This window comes from Streptomyces sp. NPDC054796, assembly GCF_053611545.1.
On record NZ_JBSHAO010000020.1, the window covers coordinates 51,955 to 69,871 of the forward strand.

Annotated in this window: 8 protein-coding genes; 1 reads left to right on the forward strand and 7 read right to left on the reverse strand. The window is 71.4% G+C overall.

Going from position 1 to position 17,917, the window contains the following annotated elements; genetic code table 11:
• Nucleotides 1-13 precede the first annotated feature (13 nt).
• The 5 genes from glgB to ACWGJ2_RS18620 all read right to left on the reverse strand — a co-directional run bounded on the left by glgB (nt 14) and on the right by ACWGJ2_RS18620 (nt 10,477).
• Complete coding sequence (glgB, locus tag ACWGJ2_RS18600; RefSeq protein WP_453347194.1) at nt 14-2,599, reverse strand: 1,4-alpha-glucan branching enzyme; 2,586 nt, start codon at nt 2,597-2,599, stop codon at nt 14-16.
• 62 nt (nt 2,600-2,661) lie between these two features.
• Complete coding sequence (locus ACWGJ2_RS18605; RefSeq protein WP_453347195.1) at nt 2,662-4,173, reverse strand: maltokinase N-terminal cap-like domain-containing protein; 1,512 nt, start codon at nt 4,171-4,173, stop codon at nt 2,662-2,664.
• A 377-nt stretch (nt 4,174-4,550) separates the two neighbouring features.
• The gene (treS, locus tag ACWGJ2_RS18610) at nt 4,551-6,248 is read right to left on the reverse strand and encodes a maltose alpha-D-glucosyltransferase (RefSeq protein WP_453347196.1); all 1,698 of its coding nucleotides are present in this window, start codon (nt 6,246-6,248) and stop codon (nt 4,551-4,553) included.
• Nucleotides 6,235-8,271 (reverse strand): alpha-1,4-glucan--maltose-1-phosphate maltosyltransferase, encoded by a 2,037-nt coding sequence (locus ACWGJ2_RS18615; protein WP_453347197.1) that lies wholly within the window; start codon nt 8,269-8,271, stop codon nt 6,235-6,237. Before ACWGJ2_RS18615 ends, treS begins: the two co-directional genes overlap by 14 nt.
• Nucleotides 8,272-8,608: 337 nt before the next feature.
• A complete protein-coding gene (locus ACWGJ2_RS18620; RefSeq protein WP_453347198.1) occupies nt 8,609-10,477 on the reverse strand; it encodes a rhamnogalacturonan lyase in 1,869 nt (622 codons plus the stop codon).
• 359 nt (nt 10,478-10,836) lie between these two features.
• On the opposite strand from ACWGJ2_RS18620, the gene glgP reads away from it, so the two are divergent.
• Nucleotides 10,837-13,464, forward strand: coding sequence for an alpha-glucan family phosphorylase (gene glgP / locus ACWGJ2_RS18625; protein WP_453347199.1), 2,628 nt, complete (start codon nt 10,837-10,839; stop codon nt 13,462-13,464).
• A 476-nt stretch (nt 13,465-13,940) separates the two neighbouring features.
• Here glgP and ACWGJ2_RS18630 read toward each other — a convergent pair whose 3' ends face one another.
• Complete coding sequence (locus tag ACWGJ2_RS18630) at nt 13,941-15,557, reverse strand: M4 family metallopeptidase (protein ID WP_453347200.1); 1,617 nt, start codon at nt 15,555-15,557, stop codon at nt 13,941-13,943.
• 273 nt (nt 15,558-15,830) lie between these two features.
• Nucleotides 15,831-17,807: a M4 family metallopeptidase gene (locus ACWGJ2_RS18635; RefSeq protein WP_453347201.1), complete on the reverse strand. Its 1,977-nt coding sequence runs from the start codon at nt 17,805-17,807 to the stop codon at nt 15,831-15,833.
• Nucleotides 17,808-17,917: the final 110 nt, after the last annotated feature.

Consider the following 17,917-nt stretch of genomic DNA (forward strand, 5'->3'; position numbering starts at 1 on the left):
GGGGCCATACCGGTCACACAGGCCGCAGCCACACCGTCGCCAGCGGCGGCAGCACCGGCGCGATGGAGACGGGGCGGCCGTGGGCCGGGTGGGGGTCGCGCTTCAGGGGTTCGGGGTTGAGGACGCCGCTGCCTCCGTAGCGCAGGTCGTCGGTGTTGAGGACCTCGCGCCAGGTCTCCCACTCCTCCGGCACGCCGAGCCGGTAGCCGGGCCTGGGCACGGGCGAGAAGTTGGACACGGCCACCAGCGGGCTGCCGTCGGCGGCGAAGCGCAGGAACGCGAAGACGTTGTCCTCGCTCGCGCCCCCGTCGATCCAGGAGAAGCCGCCCGGATCCGTGTCCCGCTCCCACAGCGCGGGCGTCCGCACGTACTCCTGGTTCAGCGCGCGCACCACGTCCCGCACCCCGCGGTGGTCGCACTCGGCGGCGTAGGAGGAGTCGAGCAGCCACCAGTCGGGCCCGTGCCCCTCGGCCCATTCGGCACCCTGCGCGAACTCCTGTCCCATGAAGAGCAGTTGCTTGCCCGGGTGGGCCCACATGAAGCCGAGGTAGGCGCGGTGGTTGGCGCGCTGCTGCCACCAGTCGCCGGGCATCTTGGCGACGAGGGAGCGCTTGCCGTGGACGACCTCGTCGTGGGAGATGGGGAGGATGTAGTTCTCGGAGTAGGCGTAGACCATGGAGAAGGTCATCTCGCCGTGGTGGTACTTCCGGTGAACGGGCTCCTTGGTCATGTACGTCAGGGAGTCGTGCATCCAGCCCATGTTCCACTTGAACCCGAAGCCGAGGCCGCCGAAGCCGCCCTCGCCCACATGGTGCGTGGCCCTGGTGACGCCGTCCCACGCGGTGGACTCCTCGGCCGCCGTGATGACGCCGGGGCAGCGCCGGTAGACCGTCGCGTTCATCTCCTGGAGGAAGGCGACCGCGTCCAGGTTCTCCCGGCCGCCGTGCTGGTTGGGGGTCCACTGGCCGTCCTCGCGCGAGTAGTCGAGGTAGAGCATCGAGGCGACGGCGTCCACGCGCAGCCCGTCGATGTGGAACTCCTCGCACCAGTAGACGGCGTTCGCCACCAGGAAGTTGCGCACCTCGCGGCGCCCGAAGTCGAACTCCAGGGTGCCCCAGTCGGGGTGCTCGGCCCGCGCCGGGTCGGCGTGCTCGTACAGCGGCGTACCGTCGAAGCGTGCCAGCGCCCACTCGTCCTTCGGGAAGTGCGCGGGCACCCAGTCCATCAGCACCCCGATGCCCGCGCGGTGCAGCTCGTCGACCAGGTACCGGAAGTCGTCCGGTGTGCCCAGGCGCGCGGTGGGCGCGTAGAAGCCGGTGACCTGGTAGCCCCACGAGCCGCCGAAGGGATGCTCGGCGACGGGCATCAGCTCGACGTGCGTGAAGCCGAGGTCCTTCACATAGGCGGGCAACTGCTCGGCCAGCTCGCGGTAGCTGAGCCCAGGGCGCCACGAGGCGAGGTGCACCTCGTACACCGACAGCGGCGCGGCGTGCGCCGGGCGGTCGGCGCGGGCCGCCAGCCACGCGGCGTCGTCCCACTCGTACGTGGAGGCTTCCACGATCGACGCGTTGGCGGGCGGGCACTCGGTGCGACGGGCCATCGGGTCGGCGCGCAGGGCGCGGGCGCCGTCGGGCCCCGTCACCTCGAACTTGTAGAGCGCGCCGGTGCCGACGCCCGGCACGAACAGCTCCCAGATCCCGGCGGAGCCGAGCGAGCGCAGCGGGAGCGCGGTGCCGTCCCAGTAGTTGAAGTCACCGGCCAGCCGCACGCCGCGCGCGTTCGGCGCCCACACCGTGAAGCGGGTGCCCGCCGTGCCCGCGTATGTCATGGGGTGCGCGCCCAGGACCCGCCACAGGTCCTCGTGCCGTCCCTCGGTGATCAGGTGCAGGTCCAGTTCGCCGAGCGAGGGCAGGAAGCGGTACGGGTCGGTCAGCCTGACCTCGTCCTCGCCCGGCTCAGCTCCGTAGCGCACCAGCAGCTCGTACTCCGGCACCTCGGTCATCGGCAGCACCCCGCCGAAGAACCCGTCGCCCTCGTCGCGCAGCTCGGCCCGCAGGCCCCTGGACAGCACGGTGACGGCGCGCGCGTACGGGCGGAGTGTGCGGAAGGCGATGCCGCCGCGTACGGGGTGGGCGCCGAGGTGCGCGTGCGGGTCGTGGTGTGCGCCGTCGAGCAGCCGACGCCGCTCGCTCTCGGGCAGCGGCGGCGCGGGCCGCACACCGTGCTGGCTGCCGCTGGGCCCGTCGGGTGCGGCGGGTTCTCCGGGTGCGACGGGTTCCTCGGGCGCGGCTCCAGCTCCAGCTCCGGGTCCGGTTGTTCCGGTTCCGGTCGCGGTACGGGGCCGCGCCTGTGCCGGGGTCCTGGCGCCGGGCCTGGCGGCCCTGGGCCGGGGCGCCGTCGTCCGGGGCTCGGCCCCCGCCCCCGCTCCGGAACCGGCCCCCGCACCGGTACCGGAACCCGTACTCGTACCCGTGTCGTCCGTCCCGCCCCCCGCAGGACGTTCCACGTCGGCGCCGTCCCCCTCGGAGCCGGGCTGGAAGGTGGCCGGGACGCGGGGCGCGTCAGGCCCTGAGCGGGGGTGGGGCTGAGGGGCGGTCACGGTGGAAACCTCCAGGTGATGTGCGGGTTCGTCGAGGTGGGGTGAGAAGGGGGCGCGCAGGCTCACCCGTGCGGGGAGGACGCCGCCGCGAGCCTGCGCACGGCGGACAGGGGGATGGGCAGCCAGGCGGGCCGGTGCCGCGCCTCGTACAGCACCTCGTAGACGGCCTTGTCCGTCTCGTAGGCGCGCAGCAGCACCGCGTCGTCACGCGGGTCGGTGCCGCACGCCTCGGCGTAACCCGCGCAGTAGGCGTCCCTGTTGGCGGCGGCCCACCCGCGCGCCCAGGGGTCGCCGGGGCCCGAGGGCTGCTGGCTGGCGGCGTAGTCGAAGGAGCGCAGCATGCCCGCAACGTCGCGCACGGCGGGCTGCGGGCGGCGCCGTTCAGCGAGCGGCCTGGCGGGCTCGCCCTCGAAGTCGATGACGCTCCAGTGGCCTTCACCGTCCCCGAGCACCTGGCCCAGGTGCAGATCGCCGTGCACGCGCTGGGCCGCCGCCGCGTGGCCGCGCCGCCCCAGGTCGGCGACGGCGCTGAACGCGTTGCGCAGCTCGGAGTGGTACGGGCGCAGCGCGGGCACCGCCGCCGACGCCGCCTTCAGCCGCTCGGCCATCCCGGCCGCGACCTGCTCCAGCTGCCCCCGGCGCAGCACGACCGTGGGCAGCGCCTCTGCCAGGCCCGTGTGCACCTGCGCGGTGGCCCGGCCCAGCGCGTACGCCTCCTCCGTGAAGCCGCGCCGCCCGGCGAGCGCGGCCAGCGCGAGCTGCCAGCCGTCCCGGTGCCCCGGCAGGAAGGGCTGGAGCACGCCCAGGGTGAGCGGCCCGGCCCCCGCGCTCGCCTCCCGTACGACGGCCTCGAACCAGGCGGTGGGCGCGGGCACCCTGTCCGAGCCGGGCGAGGCGTGCCGGGCCAGCGCCAGCGGGAGTTCCAGGTCGGGGTTGACGCCGGGGCCGACCCGGCGGAAGAGCTTGAGGATGTAGGCGGAGCCGTAGACCACCGAGGAGTTGGACTGCTCGGCGGTGAGCGGGCGCGGCGCGAGGCCCGACGGGATGGTGGCTGTCTCCTCGCGGGTGAAGCGCAGCGGCCCCAGCTTGCCCGGGGCGCGCAATCGTTCCAGCAGCAGCCCGGCCAGCCGCGGGTCGTCCAGTGCCTCGTAGACGGCGCGGCCGTTCAGCGGGCCCCCGGTGGGGCGGCCGATCAGCGCCTGGGCGAGCGGCGGAGGCAGCACGTCCCGGACGCCGAGCAGCAGTTGGTAGCAGTCGGCGGAGGAGCCGGGCGCGTGCCGCTGCGCGGGCGCGGCCGAGGGGCCGGCGGCTGCGGGCGGCGCGGGCTGCCTGGCCCGCAGCAGCAGATGGAGCAGCCCAGGGGCCGCGCCCCCGGCGGCGCACGGCAGCAGTTCGGTCACGGCGACGAGGCCGAAGCCCGAGATGGGGCGGCCCTTCCCCGCGAACCAGCGCTGCCGCGGCAGCCATTCGGCCAGCAGCGGTGTGAGCGAGCGCAGAAGGGCCTGGCCGGGACCCGGCACGGCCCCTCCGGCACTGTCCGGGACCGCGGTGAGGGGCAAGGAGCTTTCCGACATGGCGTCCTTTCCCCGGGCACACGAAAAGTACGCAGAGTGTCCCGGATTGCGGCGTGAACTGTCCGGCTGTGCGGGACGTGTCGAGTGATATCGACCGTGCGGGCTATCGGCCGTACGGGCTACAGGTGTCTCCCCGGAGCACGTCGTGGAACCGCCGGGAGCGGGGCGACGTGCCCCGGAACCGGGAGCCGCACGGGCCCCGGGCGCGCAGTGATGGGGAGAAGAGTGCCCATGGAGCCCGGGGCCAATCGCCCTCGGGCTCCTTTACGGGGCCGGGCACGGGACGCGGGGAAACCGCGCGTCCGTTCCCCTGGACGCACGGCTGTACGTCTACGGGCGCGGCGCCGTGCGTCCGCGCCGCCAACCCGTACCGTCGGTCAGTCCTGCTTGCGCAGCCGGAACCAGTAGAAGCCGTGACCGGCCAGCGTCAGCAGGTACGGCCACTCGCCGATCGGCGGGAAGCGCACCCCGCCGATCAGTTCGACGGGGACCCGCCCGTTGAGGGCCTGGAGGTCCAGTTCCGTCGGCTGCGGGAACCGCGAGAAGTTGTGCACGCACATGACGAGGTCGTCCTCGTGCTCGCGCAGGAAGGCGAGGACGGCCGGGTTGGACGAGGGCAGCTCGGTGTACGTGCCGAGCCCGAAGGCCGGGTTCTGCTTACGGATCTCGATCATGCGCCGGGTCCAGTGCAGCAGCGAGGAGGGGCTGCTCATGGCCGCTTCGACGTTGGTGACCTGGTAGCCGTAGACCGGGTCCATGATCGTGGGCAGGAACAGCCGGCCCGGGTCGCAGGAGGAGAAGCCCGCGTTGCGGTCGGGGGTCCACTGCATGGGGGTGCGCACCGCGTCGCGGTCGCCGAGCCAGATGTTGTCGCCCATGCCGATCTCGTCGCCGTAGTAGAGGATCGGCGATCCGGGGAGGGAGAGCAGCAGGGCCGTGAACAGCTCGATCTGGTTGCGGTCGTTGTCCAGCAGGGTGGCCAGCCGCCGCCGGATGCCGATGTTGGCGCGCATGCGCGGGTCCTTGGCGTACTCCGCGTACATGTAGTCGCGCTCCTCGTCGGTGACCATCTCCAGGGTCAGCTCGTCGTGGTTGCGCAGGAAGATGCCCCACTGGCAGCCCGAGGGGATCTGCGGGGTCTTGGCGAGGATCTCGGAGACGGGGTAGCGGGACTCGCGCCGTACGGCCATGAAGATCCGCGGCATCACCGGGAAGTGGAAGGCCATGTGGCACTCGTCGCCGCCCCGCGCGTAGTCGCCGAAGTAGTCGACGACGTCCTCCGGCCACTGGTTGGCCTCGGCCAGCAGCACGGTGTCGGGGTAGTGCGCGTCGATCTCGGCGCGCACGCGCTGGAGGAAGGAGTGGGTGCGGGGCAGGTTCTCGCAGTTGGTCCCCTCCTCCGCGTACAGATACGGGACCGCGTCGAGCCGGAACCCGTCGATGCCCAGGTCCAGCCAGAACCGCAGGCCGGAGATCATCTCCTCCTGGACGACGGGGTTCTCGTAGTTGAGGTCCGGCTGGTGCGAGAAGAAGCGGTGCCAGTAGTACTGCTTGCGTACGGGGTCGAACGTCCAGTTGGACGCCTCGGTGTCCACGAAGATGATGCGCGCGTCCTTGTACTGCTTGTCGTCGTCGGCCCATACGTAGTAGTCCCCGTACGGCCCGTCCGGATCGCGCCTGGACTCCTGGAACCACGGATGCTGGTCACTCGTGTGGTTCATGACGAAGTCGATGATGACCCGCATGCCCCGCTGGTGCGCGGCGTCCACGAACTCGACGAAGTCGGCGAGGTCGCCGAAGTCGGGCAGGACGGCGGTGTAGTCGGAGACGTCGTACCCCCCGTCCCGCAGCGGCGACTTGAAGAACGGCGGGAGCCAGAGGCAGTCGACGCCCAGCCATTGCAGGTAGTCGAGCTTCGCGGTGAGGCCCTTGAGATCGCCGATGCCGTCGCCGTTGCTGTCCTGGAAGGAGCGGACGAGTACCTCGTAGAAGACCGCCCGCTTGAACCACTCGGGGTCGCGGTCCCTGGCGGGGGTGTCCTCGAAGGTGTCGGGGACGGGCTCATTGACGGTCATGATCGGGTGACCCTCCGGTCTGTGAGGACGGTCGCAGGGTGAAGATGTGCGCCGCTGCCAGGGAGTCACCCCCCGGTGCCAGGCGCACATAGTTGTCCCTGCCCCAGTGGTAGGTCTCGCCGGTGAGCTCGTCGCGCACCGGGAAGGACTCGGCCCCGCTCATCTGAGCGGCAGTAAGACCAAGTGCCGCGATGTCCAACGACACCGTCGCTTCGTGGGTGTGGTGGGGGTCCAGGTTGACCACCACGAGCACCGTGTCGGCGTAGGGCGCGTCGCAGTGCTTGGAGTACGCGATGACGTGGTCGTTGTCCGTGTGGTGGAAGCGCAGCGGACGCAGCCGCTGGAGGGCCGGATGGCGGCGGCGCAGCCGGTTCAGCGCGGTGATCAGCGGGGTCAGGGTGGTCCCCGAGCGCTCCGCCGCCTCCCAGTCGCGCGGGCGCAGCGCGTACTTCTCCGAGTCCAGGTACTCCTCGCTGCCCGGCCGCAGCGGGGTGTTCTCGCACAGCTCGTAACCGGAGTAGACCCCCCAGGACGGCGACAGCGTCGCCGCCAGCACCGCGCGCGTCTGGAAGGCGGGGCGGCCGCCCTCCTGGAGGTAGGCGTGGAGGATGTCGGGCGTGTTCACGAAGAAGTTCGGTCGCATGTACGCGGCGGATTCCCCCGCCAGCTCGTTCAGATAGCCGGTCAGCTCCTCCTTGCTGTTGCGCCACGTGAAGTACGTGTACGACTGCTGGAAGCCGACCTTCGCCAGCGTGTGCATCATCGCGGGCCTGGTGAACGCCTCGGCCAGGAAGATCACGTCCGGGTCGGCGCGGTTGATGTCGGCGATGACCTTCTCCCAGAAGACCACCGGCTTGGTGTGCGGGTTGTCGACGCGGAAGATCCGCACCCCGTGGCCCATCCAGAACCGCAGCACCCGCAGCGTCTCGCGCACGATGCCCCGGTAGGCGCCCTCCGCGTCGAAGGCCAGCGGATAGATGTCCTGGTACTTCTTCGGCGGGTTCTCCGCGTACGCGATGCTCCCGTCGGCCCTGTGGCGGAACCAGTCGGGGTGCTCCTTGACCCACGGGTGGTCCGGCGAGCACTGGAGCGCGAAGTCGAGGGCCACCTCCAGGCGCAGTGAGCGCGCCTTCGCGACGAAGTGGTCGAAGTCCTCCAGCGTCCCCAGGTCCGGGTGGACCGCGTCGTGCCCGCCCGCCGACGAGCCGATGGCCCAGGGACAGCCGACGTCGTACGGGCCCGCGGTGAGCGAGTTGTTCGGGCCCTTGCGGTAGGAGTCCCCGATGGGGTGGATCGGCGGCAGGTAGACGACGTCGAAGCCCATCGCGGCCACCGCGTCCAGCCGCTGAGCGGCGGTACGCAGCGTGCCGGAGACGGGCGGCTCGCCCTCGCGCACGACGGCGCCCTCCGAGCGCGGGAACAGCTCGTACCAGGAGCCGAACAGCGCCCTCGGGCGCTCCACCTGGAGCCCCATCGCGCGCGACGCCGAGACCAGCTCGCGCAGCGGGTACCGGTCCAGCACCGCCGTGACCTCGGGCGTGAGCGCGCCGGCGAGGCGGGTGGCGACCGGCCGCGAGGTGTCGCGCAGCGCGTCAACGGCCTCCAGGACGACGGGCCTGCCCGCGTTCTTGGGCACCCCGGCCGCCGCGCGCTCGTGCAGCGCGGCGCCCTCCTCCAGAGTCAGCTCCGTGTCGATCCCCGCCGGGATCTTGATCTTCGCGTGGTGCCGCCAGGTGCCGACCGGGTCGCTCCACGCCTCGACGGTGTACGTCCACCTGCCCTCCGCGTCCGGCGTGACCTCGGCGCCCCAGCGGTCGGTGCCGGGCGCGAGTTCGCGCAGCGGGGTCCACGGGCCGCTGCGGCCCGCCGGATCGCGGAGGACGACGTTGGCGCCCACCGCGTCGTGCCCCTCGCGGAAGACCGTGGCCGAGACCTGGAAGGTCTCACCGGCCACGGCCTTCGCGGGACGGCGTCCGCAGTCGACGGACGGCTGGACGTCGAGAACGGGAATGCGACCAATCATGGGCTCACCTGGGTGCCTTGCGGAGGATGTGGTGGTATCCGCTCTTTCTATCTGCTCCGCCGGCGGCTTTCGGGCTGCGGGCATGGCCGCTCCTGTACGCGTTCACTCGGGTGGGGGCGTGGCGCCGGGGGAGCCGGAGAAACCTGTCGGGAGCCTGCCCAAGGGACATGGGAGGGCAATCCGCCTCAACATGAACTACTAGTACGTAGCTGACGGCGGCGGAAGTACCTGGTCGTACGGAGAAACAGCATGGCGCGAACCCGCCCCGCGACCAGGTGCGGCGGCGGGGCGGGTTCCTCTTGCGCGGCGGCCTCAAGGGCCGTATACGGTCCGCGTCTCACCCCTTGGGTGTGGTCAGGGTGGGGCGGGGCGGTGTGGGCATGCCCGCGCCGATGAAGAAACTGGGGTGCGGCGGCTGGTTGTAGGCGGTGTTCTGCCAGGCCAGGCCCGTCCGGTACATGCGGTCGTGCAGCAGCGTCGTCACGCGCTGGTTCGTCTCGTGCGGCGTCGAGTAGATCCGCAGCGCCGAGTTGTCCGACGTCGGCCACACGACCTCTTCGCGCCAGTCGCCGAGGAGGTCGCCGGAGAGCGAAGGAGTCGCCTTGGTGCCGTTGTTGGAGTGCACACCGGAGCCCGTCAGCAGCCGGGTGTCCGAGCCGGTCCCGTACTTGTCGATGTGCGTGCCGTCCAGCAGCTCCCGCACCGGGTCACCGTCCCACCAGGACAGGAAGTTGATGCTGGAGGGCTTGCGGCCCTTCGCGCCGCCGCCCTCGTCGCGGAGGGAGCCGTCGGCCGCCGACCACATCTCGGCGCCGTCGCTCCCCGGCCAGATGTCGCCCGCCACGCCGCGCCCGTTGTCGCCGCCCGCCGAGGTCTGCCACAGCACCTGGCCGCTGCGCGCGTCGGCGAACCAGGAGCTGGGCTTCGAGGAGTCCTCGGAGACCTTGAAGTATTCGAGCCCCGAGCGGGACGGGTCCAGGTCGCCGAGGTGCCCCGCGTCGCCGTGCCCGAGCTTCGTCGTCCACAGGCCCGCGCCGTTGTCGTTCACCGCCATCGCGCCGTAGACGATCTCGTCCTTGCCGTCCTGGTCCACGTCGCCGACCGACAGGCTGTGGTTGCCCTGGCCGTCGTAGCCCTTGCCCGCGTTGGTGGAGCTGTTCGAGTCGAACGTCCACTGGCGGGTGAGCTGCCCGCCGGAGAACTTCCAGGCGGAGAGCGTGGACCGGGTGTAGTAGCCGCGCGCCGTCACCAGCGAGGGCGTCTGCCCGTCCAGATAGGCGGTGCCCGCGAGGAAGCGGTCCACGCGGTTGCCGTAGCAGTCGCCCCACGCGCAGACGTCGCCGCGCGCCGTCACATAGTCGACGGTGTCCAGCGCCGCGCCGTTCGCGCCGTCGAAGACCGTCAGGAACTCGGGGCCCGACAGCACATAGCCGCTGCTGTTGCGGTGGTCGGCGCTGGAGCTGCCGATGACCGTGCCCCGGCCGTCCTTCGTGCCGTCCGCCGTCTTCATGGCGACCTCGGCACGCCCGTTCCCGTCGTAGTCGTACACCTGGAACTGCGTGTAGTGCGCGCCCGAGCGGATGTTGCGCCCCAGGTCGATGCGCCACAGCCGCCGGCCCTCCAGCGTGTAGCCGTCGACGAGGGTGTTGGCCGTGGTGCCCGACTGGGAGTTGTCCTTGGCGTTCGTCGGCTGCCACTTGAGGACGAGGTCGAGATCACCGTCGCCGTCGAGATCGCCCACGGAGGCGTCGTTGGCCTCGTACGTGTAGCCGCTGCCGCCCGCCGGGGGCTGGAGCGGCACGTCCAGATAGCCGCTGGTGAACTTCTTCCCGACGGCCGACCTGCTCTGCTCCGTACCGTTCACGACGGCGGCGACGGTGTAGTCCGAGCCCGCGGCGGCGCCCTTGTCGAGCAGGTTGGTGCTGCCCGTGACGGGCGAGGAGTTCACCTTCGTGCTGCCCCGGTAGACGTTGAAGGCCACGTTGTCGGGGTCGGTGCCCAGCCAGCGCCAGCTCACGAGGTTGCCGTCCCCGCTGCGCACGCTCACGACGCCTCGGTCCAGCGCCTCCGCCTGCACGGCGGCTGCCGTCGCCGCGCGGGTGCCCGTGCCGCCTCCGGCGGCGTCCTCGGCGCCGGTCGTGGCCGCGTGCGAGAAGGCGGTCAGCCCTGCGGCGATGACGGCGCCCGCCGCTACGGCCGCTGCCATGGCGCGGCGGCGGGCTCTTCGCCCGCGCTGTCCTGCGTGGCCGGTACGGCGGCCGGTAGGGGGTCCGGTGCGGGGGGAGTCCACGGTTGCCTCCTGGGGACGGTGCGGGGTCGGGGATGACGGGGGTGTTTCGCACCGCTGTCGCCGCCGGGCCGGGAAAGGTTGCCGGTTGCCGGTTGCCGGTTGCCGGGGAGGGGGCGCGGCCGGGCGCGGGCGTCATCCGGGTGCCCCGGCGCACCCCCGTACGGGGGACCGACCGGTCTGACCGGCGGAGATGACCGGGTGGAAGTTGTACACAATCGCCAGAGAATCGCGAGGAAGGGGCGTAATCGTCGGCATCGCGCCGCTACCGTCGAGATGTGAAGGCCATTCGTCGATTCTCCGTGCGCCCCGTCCTTCCCGAACCCCTGAGGCCGCTCAGCGAGCTGGCGCGCAATCTGCGCTGGTCCTGGCACTCCGAGACCCGTGAGCTGTTCCAGGCCGTCGACCCGGCCGCCTGGGAGTCCGCGGGCGGTGACCCGGTACGGATGCTGGGCTCCGTACCCCCGGAGCGGCTGGAGAGCCTGGCCGCCGACCGAGGCTTCCTGCGGCGGCTCGCCGTCGTCAGCGGAGACCTCCACGACTATCTGTCCGAGCCGCGCTGGTACCAGGGAGAGAGCGGCGAACTGCCGCGCGCCGTCGCCTACTTCTCCCCCGAGTTCGGCATCACAGCGGCGCTCCCGCAGTACAGCGGCGGCCTCGGCATCCTCGCCGGGGACCACCTCAAGGCCGCCAGCGACCTCGGCGTCCCCCTCATCGGCGTCGGCCTCCTCTACCGGCACGGCTACTTCCGGCAGAGCCTGTCCCGCGACGGCTGGCAGCAGGAGCACTACCCCCTCCTCGACCCCGACGAGCTGCCGCTGGAGACGCTGCGCGACGCCGACGGCAGACCCGTGCGCGTCGCGCTCCGGCTCCCCGGCGGGCGCTCGCTGCACGCCCACGTCTGGCACGCGCGCGTCGGCCGCGTCCCGCTGCTCCTCCTCGACTCCGACGTGGAGGAGAACGCGCCGACCGAGCGCGACGTGACCGACCGGCTCTACGGCGGGGGCAGCGAACACCGGCTGCTCCAGGAGATGCTGCTCGGCATCGGCGGCGTGCGCGCCGTGCGCGCGTACTGCGCGGCGACGGGCCACCCCCAGCCGGAGGTCTTCCACACGAACGAGGGACACGCCGGGCTGCTCGGCCTGGAGCGCATCCGCGAGCTGGGCGAGGGGGGCGGGGGAGAGGGGCTGGACTTTGACGCCGCCGTCGAGGCCGTACGCGCGGGCAACGTCTTCACCACCCACACCCCCGTCCCCGCGGGCATCGACCGCTTCGACCGCGAACTCGTCGCACGCCACTTCGGCGAGGACGGCGAACTGCCCGGACTCGACGTCCAGGACATCCTGCGGCTCGGCATGGAGAGCTACGCGGGCGGCGAGGCCAACCTCTTCAACATGGCCGTCATGGGCCTGCGCCTCGCCCAGCGCGCCAACGGCGTCAGCACCCTGCACGGCTCCGTCAGCCGTGGCATGTTCGCCGGGCTCTGGCCGGGCTTCGACGCCGGGGAGGTGCCCATCGCCTCCATCACCAACGGCGTACACGCCGCCACCTGGGTGGCCCCCGACGTCCCCGGCGAGCCGTATCTGCTGCCCGACGCGGAGCTGTGGGAGCTGCGGCGCACCCTGCGCGAACAGCTCGTCCACGAGGTGCGCGCCAGGCTGCACGCCTCGTGGCGCCAGCGCGGCGCGGCACAGGCCGAGCTGGGGTGGGTCGACGGGGTGCTCGACCCCGACGTGCTCACCATCGGCTTCGCGCGCCGCGTCCCCTCGTACAAGCGGCTCACCCTCATGCTGCGCGACCGCGACCGGCTGATGGAACTGCTGCTCCACCCCACCCGGCCCGTCCAGATCGTGGTGGCGGGCAAGGCGCACCCGGCCGACGACGGCGGCAAGCGCCTCATCCAGGAACTGGTCCGCTTCGCGGACGATCCGCGCGTACGCCACCGGATCGTGTTCCTCCCCGACTACGGCATGGCGATGGCCCAGAAGCTCTACCCGGGCTGCGACGTCTGGCTGAACAACCCCCTCCGCCCACTGGAGGCGTGCGGCACGAGCGGAATGAAGGCCGCGCTCAACGGCTGCCTCAACCTCTCCGTGCTCGACGGCTGGTGGGACGAGTGGTACGAGCCGGACTTCGGGTGGGCCGTCCCCAGCGCGGACGGTGCGGCGGCCTCCCACGAGGAACGGCGCGACGACATCGAGGCCGCCGCGCTCTACGAACTGGTCGAGGACCACGTCGCGCCCGCCTTCTACGACCGGGGCAGCAGCGGCACGGGGCTGCCCGAGCGCTGGATCGAGATGGTCCGTCAGACGCTCTCCCGGCTCGGGCCCAAGCTCCAGGCCGACCGCATGGTGCGCGATTACACGCACCGGCTCTACGCGCCCGCCGCGCGGGCGCAGCGCGAGCTGGGGGCGGGGGTCGCGCGCGAACTGGCGGCGTGGAAGGCACGGGTCCGCGACGTGTGGCCGCACGTCGCGGTGGACCACGTCGAGTCCACGGGACCGGCCGGGCCCGTGGACGCGACCGGCACGCCGGGGGTGGCGGGCGACGCCATGGAGCTGGGCACGGCGCTCGCGCTGCGGGTGCGGGTCGCGCTCGGAGGGCTGGAGCCCGGGGATGTGGAGGTCCAGGCGGTCGCGGGCCGGGTGGACGAGTCGGACCGCATCACCGGGGCGGATGCGGTACGGGTGCCGCTGAAGCCGACGTCGGGGCCGGACCTGGAGGGGCGCTGGCTGTACGAGGGTCCGCTCGCACTCGACCGTACGGGGCCCTTCGGGTACACGGTCCGCATCCTGCCCGCACACCGGCTGCTGGCCTCACCCGCCGAACTCGGCCTGGTCGCGGCGCCACCGGAAGACGACGCGGCGTCCGTCTCGGGGGAGGCGGCGGGGTTGCTGATGAGGTAAGGGTTGTGGCGGTTGGGCTGGGCGGCGTTTTTGGGTGCGGCTCTTGTGTGTGGGGGGGGCTCGCCTTGGGCTTCGGCCCCTTCACGGGGGTGTTGCGCGGGACGGCTGGCCTCTCAGGTGGGTGCCGTAGGGCCCCCGCTGGTTTTTGTGCCGCGGCACGAGGCGCGGGGGCGCTGTGTGGGTGGGGTCGGTGCCGCGCCGGGGTGTCTCCTCGGGCGGCGACAAGTGCGGGTCTCGTGTGCGGCTTTCCCCCGGCACTCGTCGCCACCACTTGCGGGGACACCCCACCACGTCCCCTCCCAGGAACGTGGCCGACCTCGGCCCGGTGGCCTTCACCGTTGTGGGCAGGCGTTCCGCAACCCGGGTTGCGCGTCGGAACGCCGTGCCGGAGAAGTCGGAACGCCGTGCCGGAGAAGTCGGAACGCCGTGCCGGGGAAAGGGCCCGGCACGGCGTTTCAGGGGGTGGACGGGGAGCGTCAGCTCACCTTGACGCCCGTCCAGGCCGCCTCTACGGCCTTCGTTTCGGCGCTGCCCTCGCCGAAGAGCCCGTTCGCGGCCTTCACCGTGGCCTCACGCGCCCCCTTGTAGTCCGTGTTGGATGTCATGAACTCCGTGAGGGCCTTGAACCAGATCTTCTCGGCCTTCTCGATGCCGATGCCCTCCACCTTGGAGCCGTCGGCCGTCGGGGAGTTGTACTTGACCCCGTTCAGCTCCTTTTCGCCGCTGCCCTCGGACAGCAGGTAGAAGAAGTGGTTGGCGATACCGGACGAGTAGTGGACGTCCACGCCCCCGGCGTTGGAGTCCCAGTAGTCGAGGGAGTTGCCGTCCTTGCTGGGCTCGTCCATGTAGCGCAGCGGCGTGCCGTCGCCGTTGATGTCGATCCGTTCGCCGACGAGGTAGTCCGGCACGTCGGTCTTGTTGTTGACCTTGAACTCGACCCCGGCGGCGAAGATGTCGGAGGTCGCCTCGTTGAGGCCGCCGGACTCGCCCGCGTAGACCAGTCCCGCCGTGGTCGAGGTGACGCCGTGCGACATCTCGTGGGCCGCGACGTCGACGGAGGTCAGCGGGCTCTTGTTGCCCTCGCCGTCGCCGTACGTCATGCAGAAGCAGGAGTCGTCCCAGAAGGCGTTGACGTAGTTGTCGCCGTAGTGGACGCGGCTCGCCGCGCCCTTGCCGTCGCCCGCTATGCCCTCGCGGCCGTGCACGTCCTTGAAGTAGTCCCAGGTCACGCCCGCGCCGTAGTGCGCGTCGACCCCGGCCGTCTGCTTGTCGGCCGCTGTGCCGTCGCCCCACTTGTCGTCGTCGTCGGTCAGCAGCTCGCCGTCGCCGCTCTCGCCGTTCGCGAGGTCGGTGGTGGTGTTGCCGCCGCGTGCGGTGTCGGTGAGCGTGTAGGAGCTGCCGGAACCCTCGGTACCCAGCTCGACGGAGCCGCTGTACTGGCTCTCGCCCGTGCCCTCCTGGATGCCCTGGAACTCGAAGAGCTTCTTGCCGGAGGAGGCGTCGGTGATGACGTGCATCCGGTTCGGGGCGCCGGACTTCTGGGTGCCGCCGACGACCGTCTCCCACGCCAGGGTGGGCTCGCCGTCCATCGCCCAGACCACCTTGCGGGGGGCCTCGCTGCCCTTCGCCTTCGGCGTCTCGGGCTTCTCGGAGGCCGCGGCCGTCGTGCTCGCGACGGTGATCTCGGCCTTGGTGGCCTTGGTGACGCCCGTGCGCTTCCCGGACTTCGCCTTGTGGACCACGAGGTCGCCGCCGAGGACGGGGAGCCCGTCGTACGTGCGCTCGTAACGGGTGTGGGTGGCGCCGTCCTTGTTCTTGATGACGTCCTTGACGTGCAGCTTCTCCTTCGGGCCCAGCCCGAGCGCCTCGGCGTCGGCGGCCTTCGCGGCGGGCGCGTCGGCCGTCTTGACGAGGTCGGCGTGCTGACTGGCGGAGAGCTGCGCGGGCAGCGCGCCCTGCTGGAAGGCGGACTCCTGGGGGCTGGGCCCGGCGTTGGCCGTGCCCGCCGTGACGCCCGCCGCGACCAGCGCGGCGGTGGCGACGAGCGCCCCGGAAAGCCGGGTGACGCGCTGCTTCTTGTTGAGGTGTCGCACGCGGTGGCTCCTTCTGCCGTGGGGGGCCGGACGCGACCGCGTTCAGGGGCCGCTGTCCGGGCAGAACGGTGGAACGGTGATGCGGGTGGGACATGTGCGTGCCGAGTGGTACGTGTGTACGGCACGGAGGCAGACTGCCACCGCAGGTATGTACATGTCACCGGTTTCTGTCGGTACTCCTCGGACGATGACCGGATTTCGTTCGTTGACACGAAGGCCGCGCCCACATAGCGGACGCGGCCTTCGGTTCGGGCGGGGGTGCTTGGTGCTGTGTTACGCGGTGAGCTTCCAGGAGTTGATGTAGCCCGAGTCGGAGTTGTAGATGTCGGTCACCCTCAGCTTCCAGGTGCCCTTCGCGACCTCCGAGGACGCGTTGACGGTGTACGTCGTCTTCACGTTGTCCGCCGAGTCGGAGGCGCTGGTGTTCTTGAGGCGGTAGGCCGTGCCGTCCGGCGCGACGAGGTCGATGCGCAGGTCACCGCGGTAGGTGTGGACGATGTCGACGGCCACGGAGGTCGTCGCGGAGGCGTTGCCCGCCTTGTCGATGGTGACGGGGGACTCGACGCTGCCCGGGTCCGGGATCTGGTAGTCGGTGGTGTTCTCGTTGCCGCTGGGCGGCGGCTCCTCGCCACCGGGACGGCTGCCGACGTTGACGGCTGCCCAGGCGTGGGCGACGGCGTTGTACTGGGTGCTGTCCTGCCCGTACAGGTCGGCCGCGGCCTGGAGGGTTCCGGTGCGGGCCGCCGCGTAGTTGGTGTTGGAGGTGAAGCGCTCGGTCAGCGCCTTGTACCAGATCTTCTCGGCCGCCGCGCGGCCGATGCCGGTGACCGGCAGGTTGTCGTACGTCGGGGAGTCGTACGAGACCCCGTTGACGACCTTCTGGCCGCTGCCCTCGGACAGCAGGTAGAAGAAGTGGTTGGCGACACCGGACGAGTAGTGGACGTCGACCCCGCCGATGCCCGAGTACCAGTTGTCCTTCGACGCGCCGTCCTTGCTCGGCTTGTCCATGTAGCGCAGCGGCGTGCCGTTGCCGTTGATGTCGATCTTCTCGCCGACGAAGTAGTCGCCGACGTCCTTCGCGTTGTTGGCGTTGAACTCGACCGCCGCCGCGAAGATGTCGGACGTCGCCTCGTTGAGGCCGCCGGACTCGCCGCTGTAGACGAGCTTGGCCGTGGCGGCGGTGACGCCGTGCGTCATCTCGTGGGCCGCGACGTCGATGGAGGTCAGCGGCTTGCTGTTGCCCGAGCCGTCGCCGTACGTCATGCAGAAGCAGGAGTCCTGCCAGAAGGCGTTGACGTAGTTGTTGCCGTAGTGGACCCGGCTGTAGGCGCCCACGCCGTCGCCGCGGATGCCGCTGCGGCCGTGCACGTTCTTGTAGTAGTCCCAGGTGAGGGCCGCGCCGTAGTGCGCGTCCACGCCCGCTGTCTGGGTGTTGGACGGGGTGCCGTCGCCCCAGACGTCGTCGGCGTCGGTGAAGAGGGTGCCGGTGCCGGAGGTGCCCCGGTTGAGGTTGTACGTCTTGTGGCTGCCGCGCGCCGTGTCCGTCAGCGAATACTGGCTGCCCGAGCCCGCGGTACCCAGGGTGACCTGGCCGCTGTACTGGCTGTTGCCCGTGCCGTTGTGCACGGCCTGGTACTCGAAGAGCTTCTCGCCCGTCTTCGCGTCGGTGATGACGTGCAGCTCGTTCGGGGTGCCGTCCTTCTGGGTGCCGCCGACGACCTTCTCCCAGGCGAGTACGGGCTTCCCCTCGGCCGCCCACAGGACCTTGCGGGGCGCGGTGCTGCCCTTGGCCTTGGACTTGGCGGGCTTGTGCGCGCCGGGAGCCTCGGTGCTGGAGACGGATATCTCCGCCTTCGTGGCCTTGGTGACGCCGGTGGTCTCACCGGACTTCGTCTCGTGCACGACGAGATCGCCGCCGAGGACGGGGAGTCCGTCGTACGTGCGCTCGTAGCGGGTGTGCGTCGAGCCGTCGGCGTTCTTGACGACTTCCCGTACCTTCAGCTCTTCCTTGCCGCCGAGACCGATGGCCTTCGCGGTGGCCGGTTCGGCCGCGTCCGCCTCGCGGATCAGCTCCGCGCGCTGGGAGGGGGAGAGCTTGACGGGGAGGGCGCCGGGGTCGGCCTTGGCGGCCGGGGCCTTCGTGCCTTCGCCCGCCGCTGTGGCGTGGGCCTGAAGGCCGAGGGTGAGCATCGCCGAGGCGGCGACGACCGCTCCGGCCGCGGCAAGGCGCTGACGGGGTCTGTGTCTCACGCTGAACTCCTTCTGCGGGGGGTGGTGCAGAACTGGTGGAGCTTCCCGGACGCGACACTGCGGACCGGGGGCGCGTGGGGGGAGTTGAGGCGCCGTGCACAGCGAGGGAA

Bases quoted from the DNA above. Each gene is read 5' to 3' on its own strand.
- ACWGJ2_RS18615 (WP_453347197.1), bottom strand. From the start codon at position 8,271: ATGATTGGTCGCATTCCCGTTCTCGACGTCCAGCCGTCCGTCGACTGC.
- ACWGJ2_RS18620 (WP_453347198.1), bottom strand. From the start codon at position 10,477: ATGGCAGCGGCCGTAGCGGCGGGCGCCGTCATCGCCGCAGGGCTGACC.
- treS (WP_453347196.1), bottom strand. From the start codon at position 6,248: ATGACCGTCAATGAGCCCGTCCCCGACACCTTCGAGGACACCCCCGCC.
- ACWGJ2_RS18605 (WP_453347195.1), bottom strand. From the start codon at position 4,173: ATGTCGGAAAGCTCCTTGCCCCTCACCGCGGTCCCGGACAGTGCCGGA.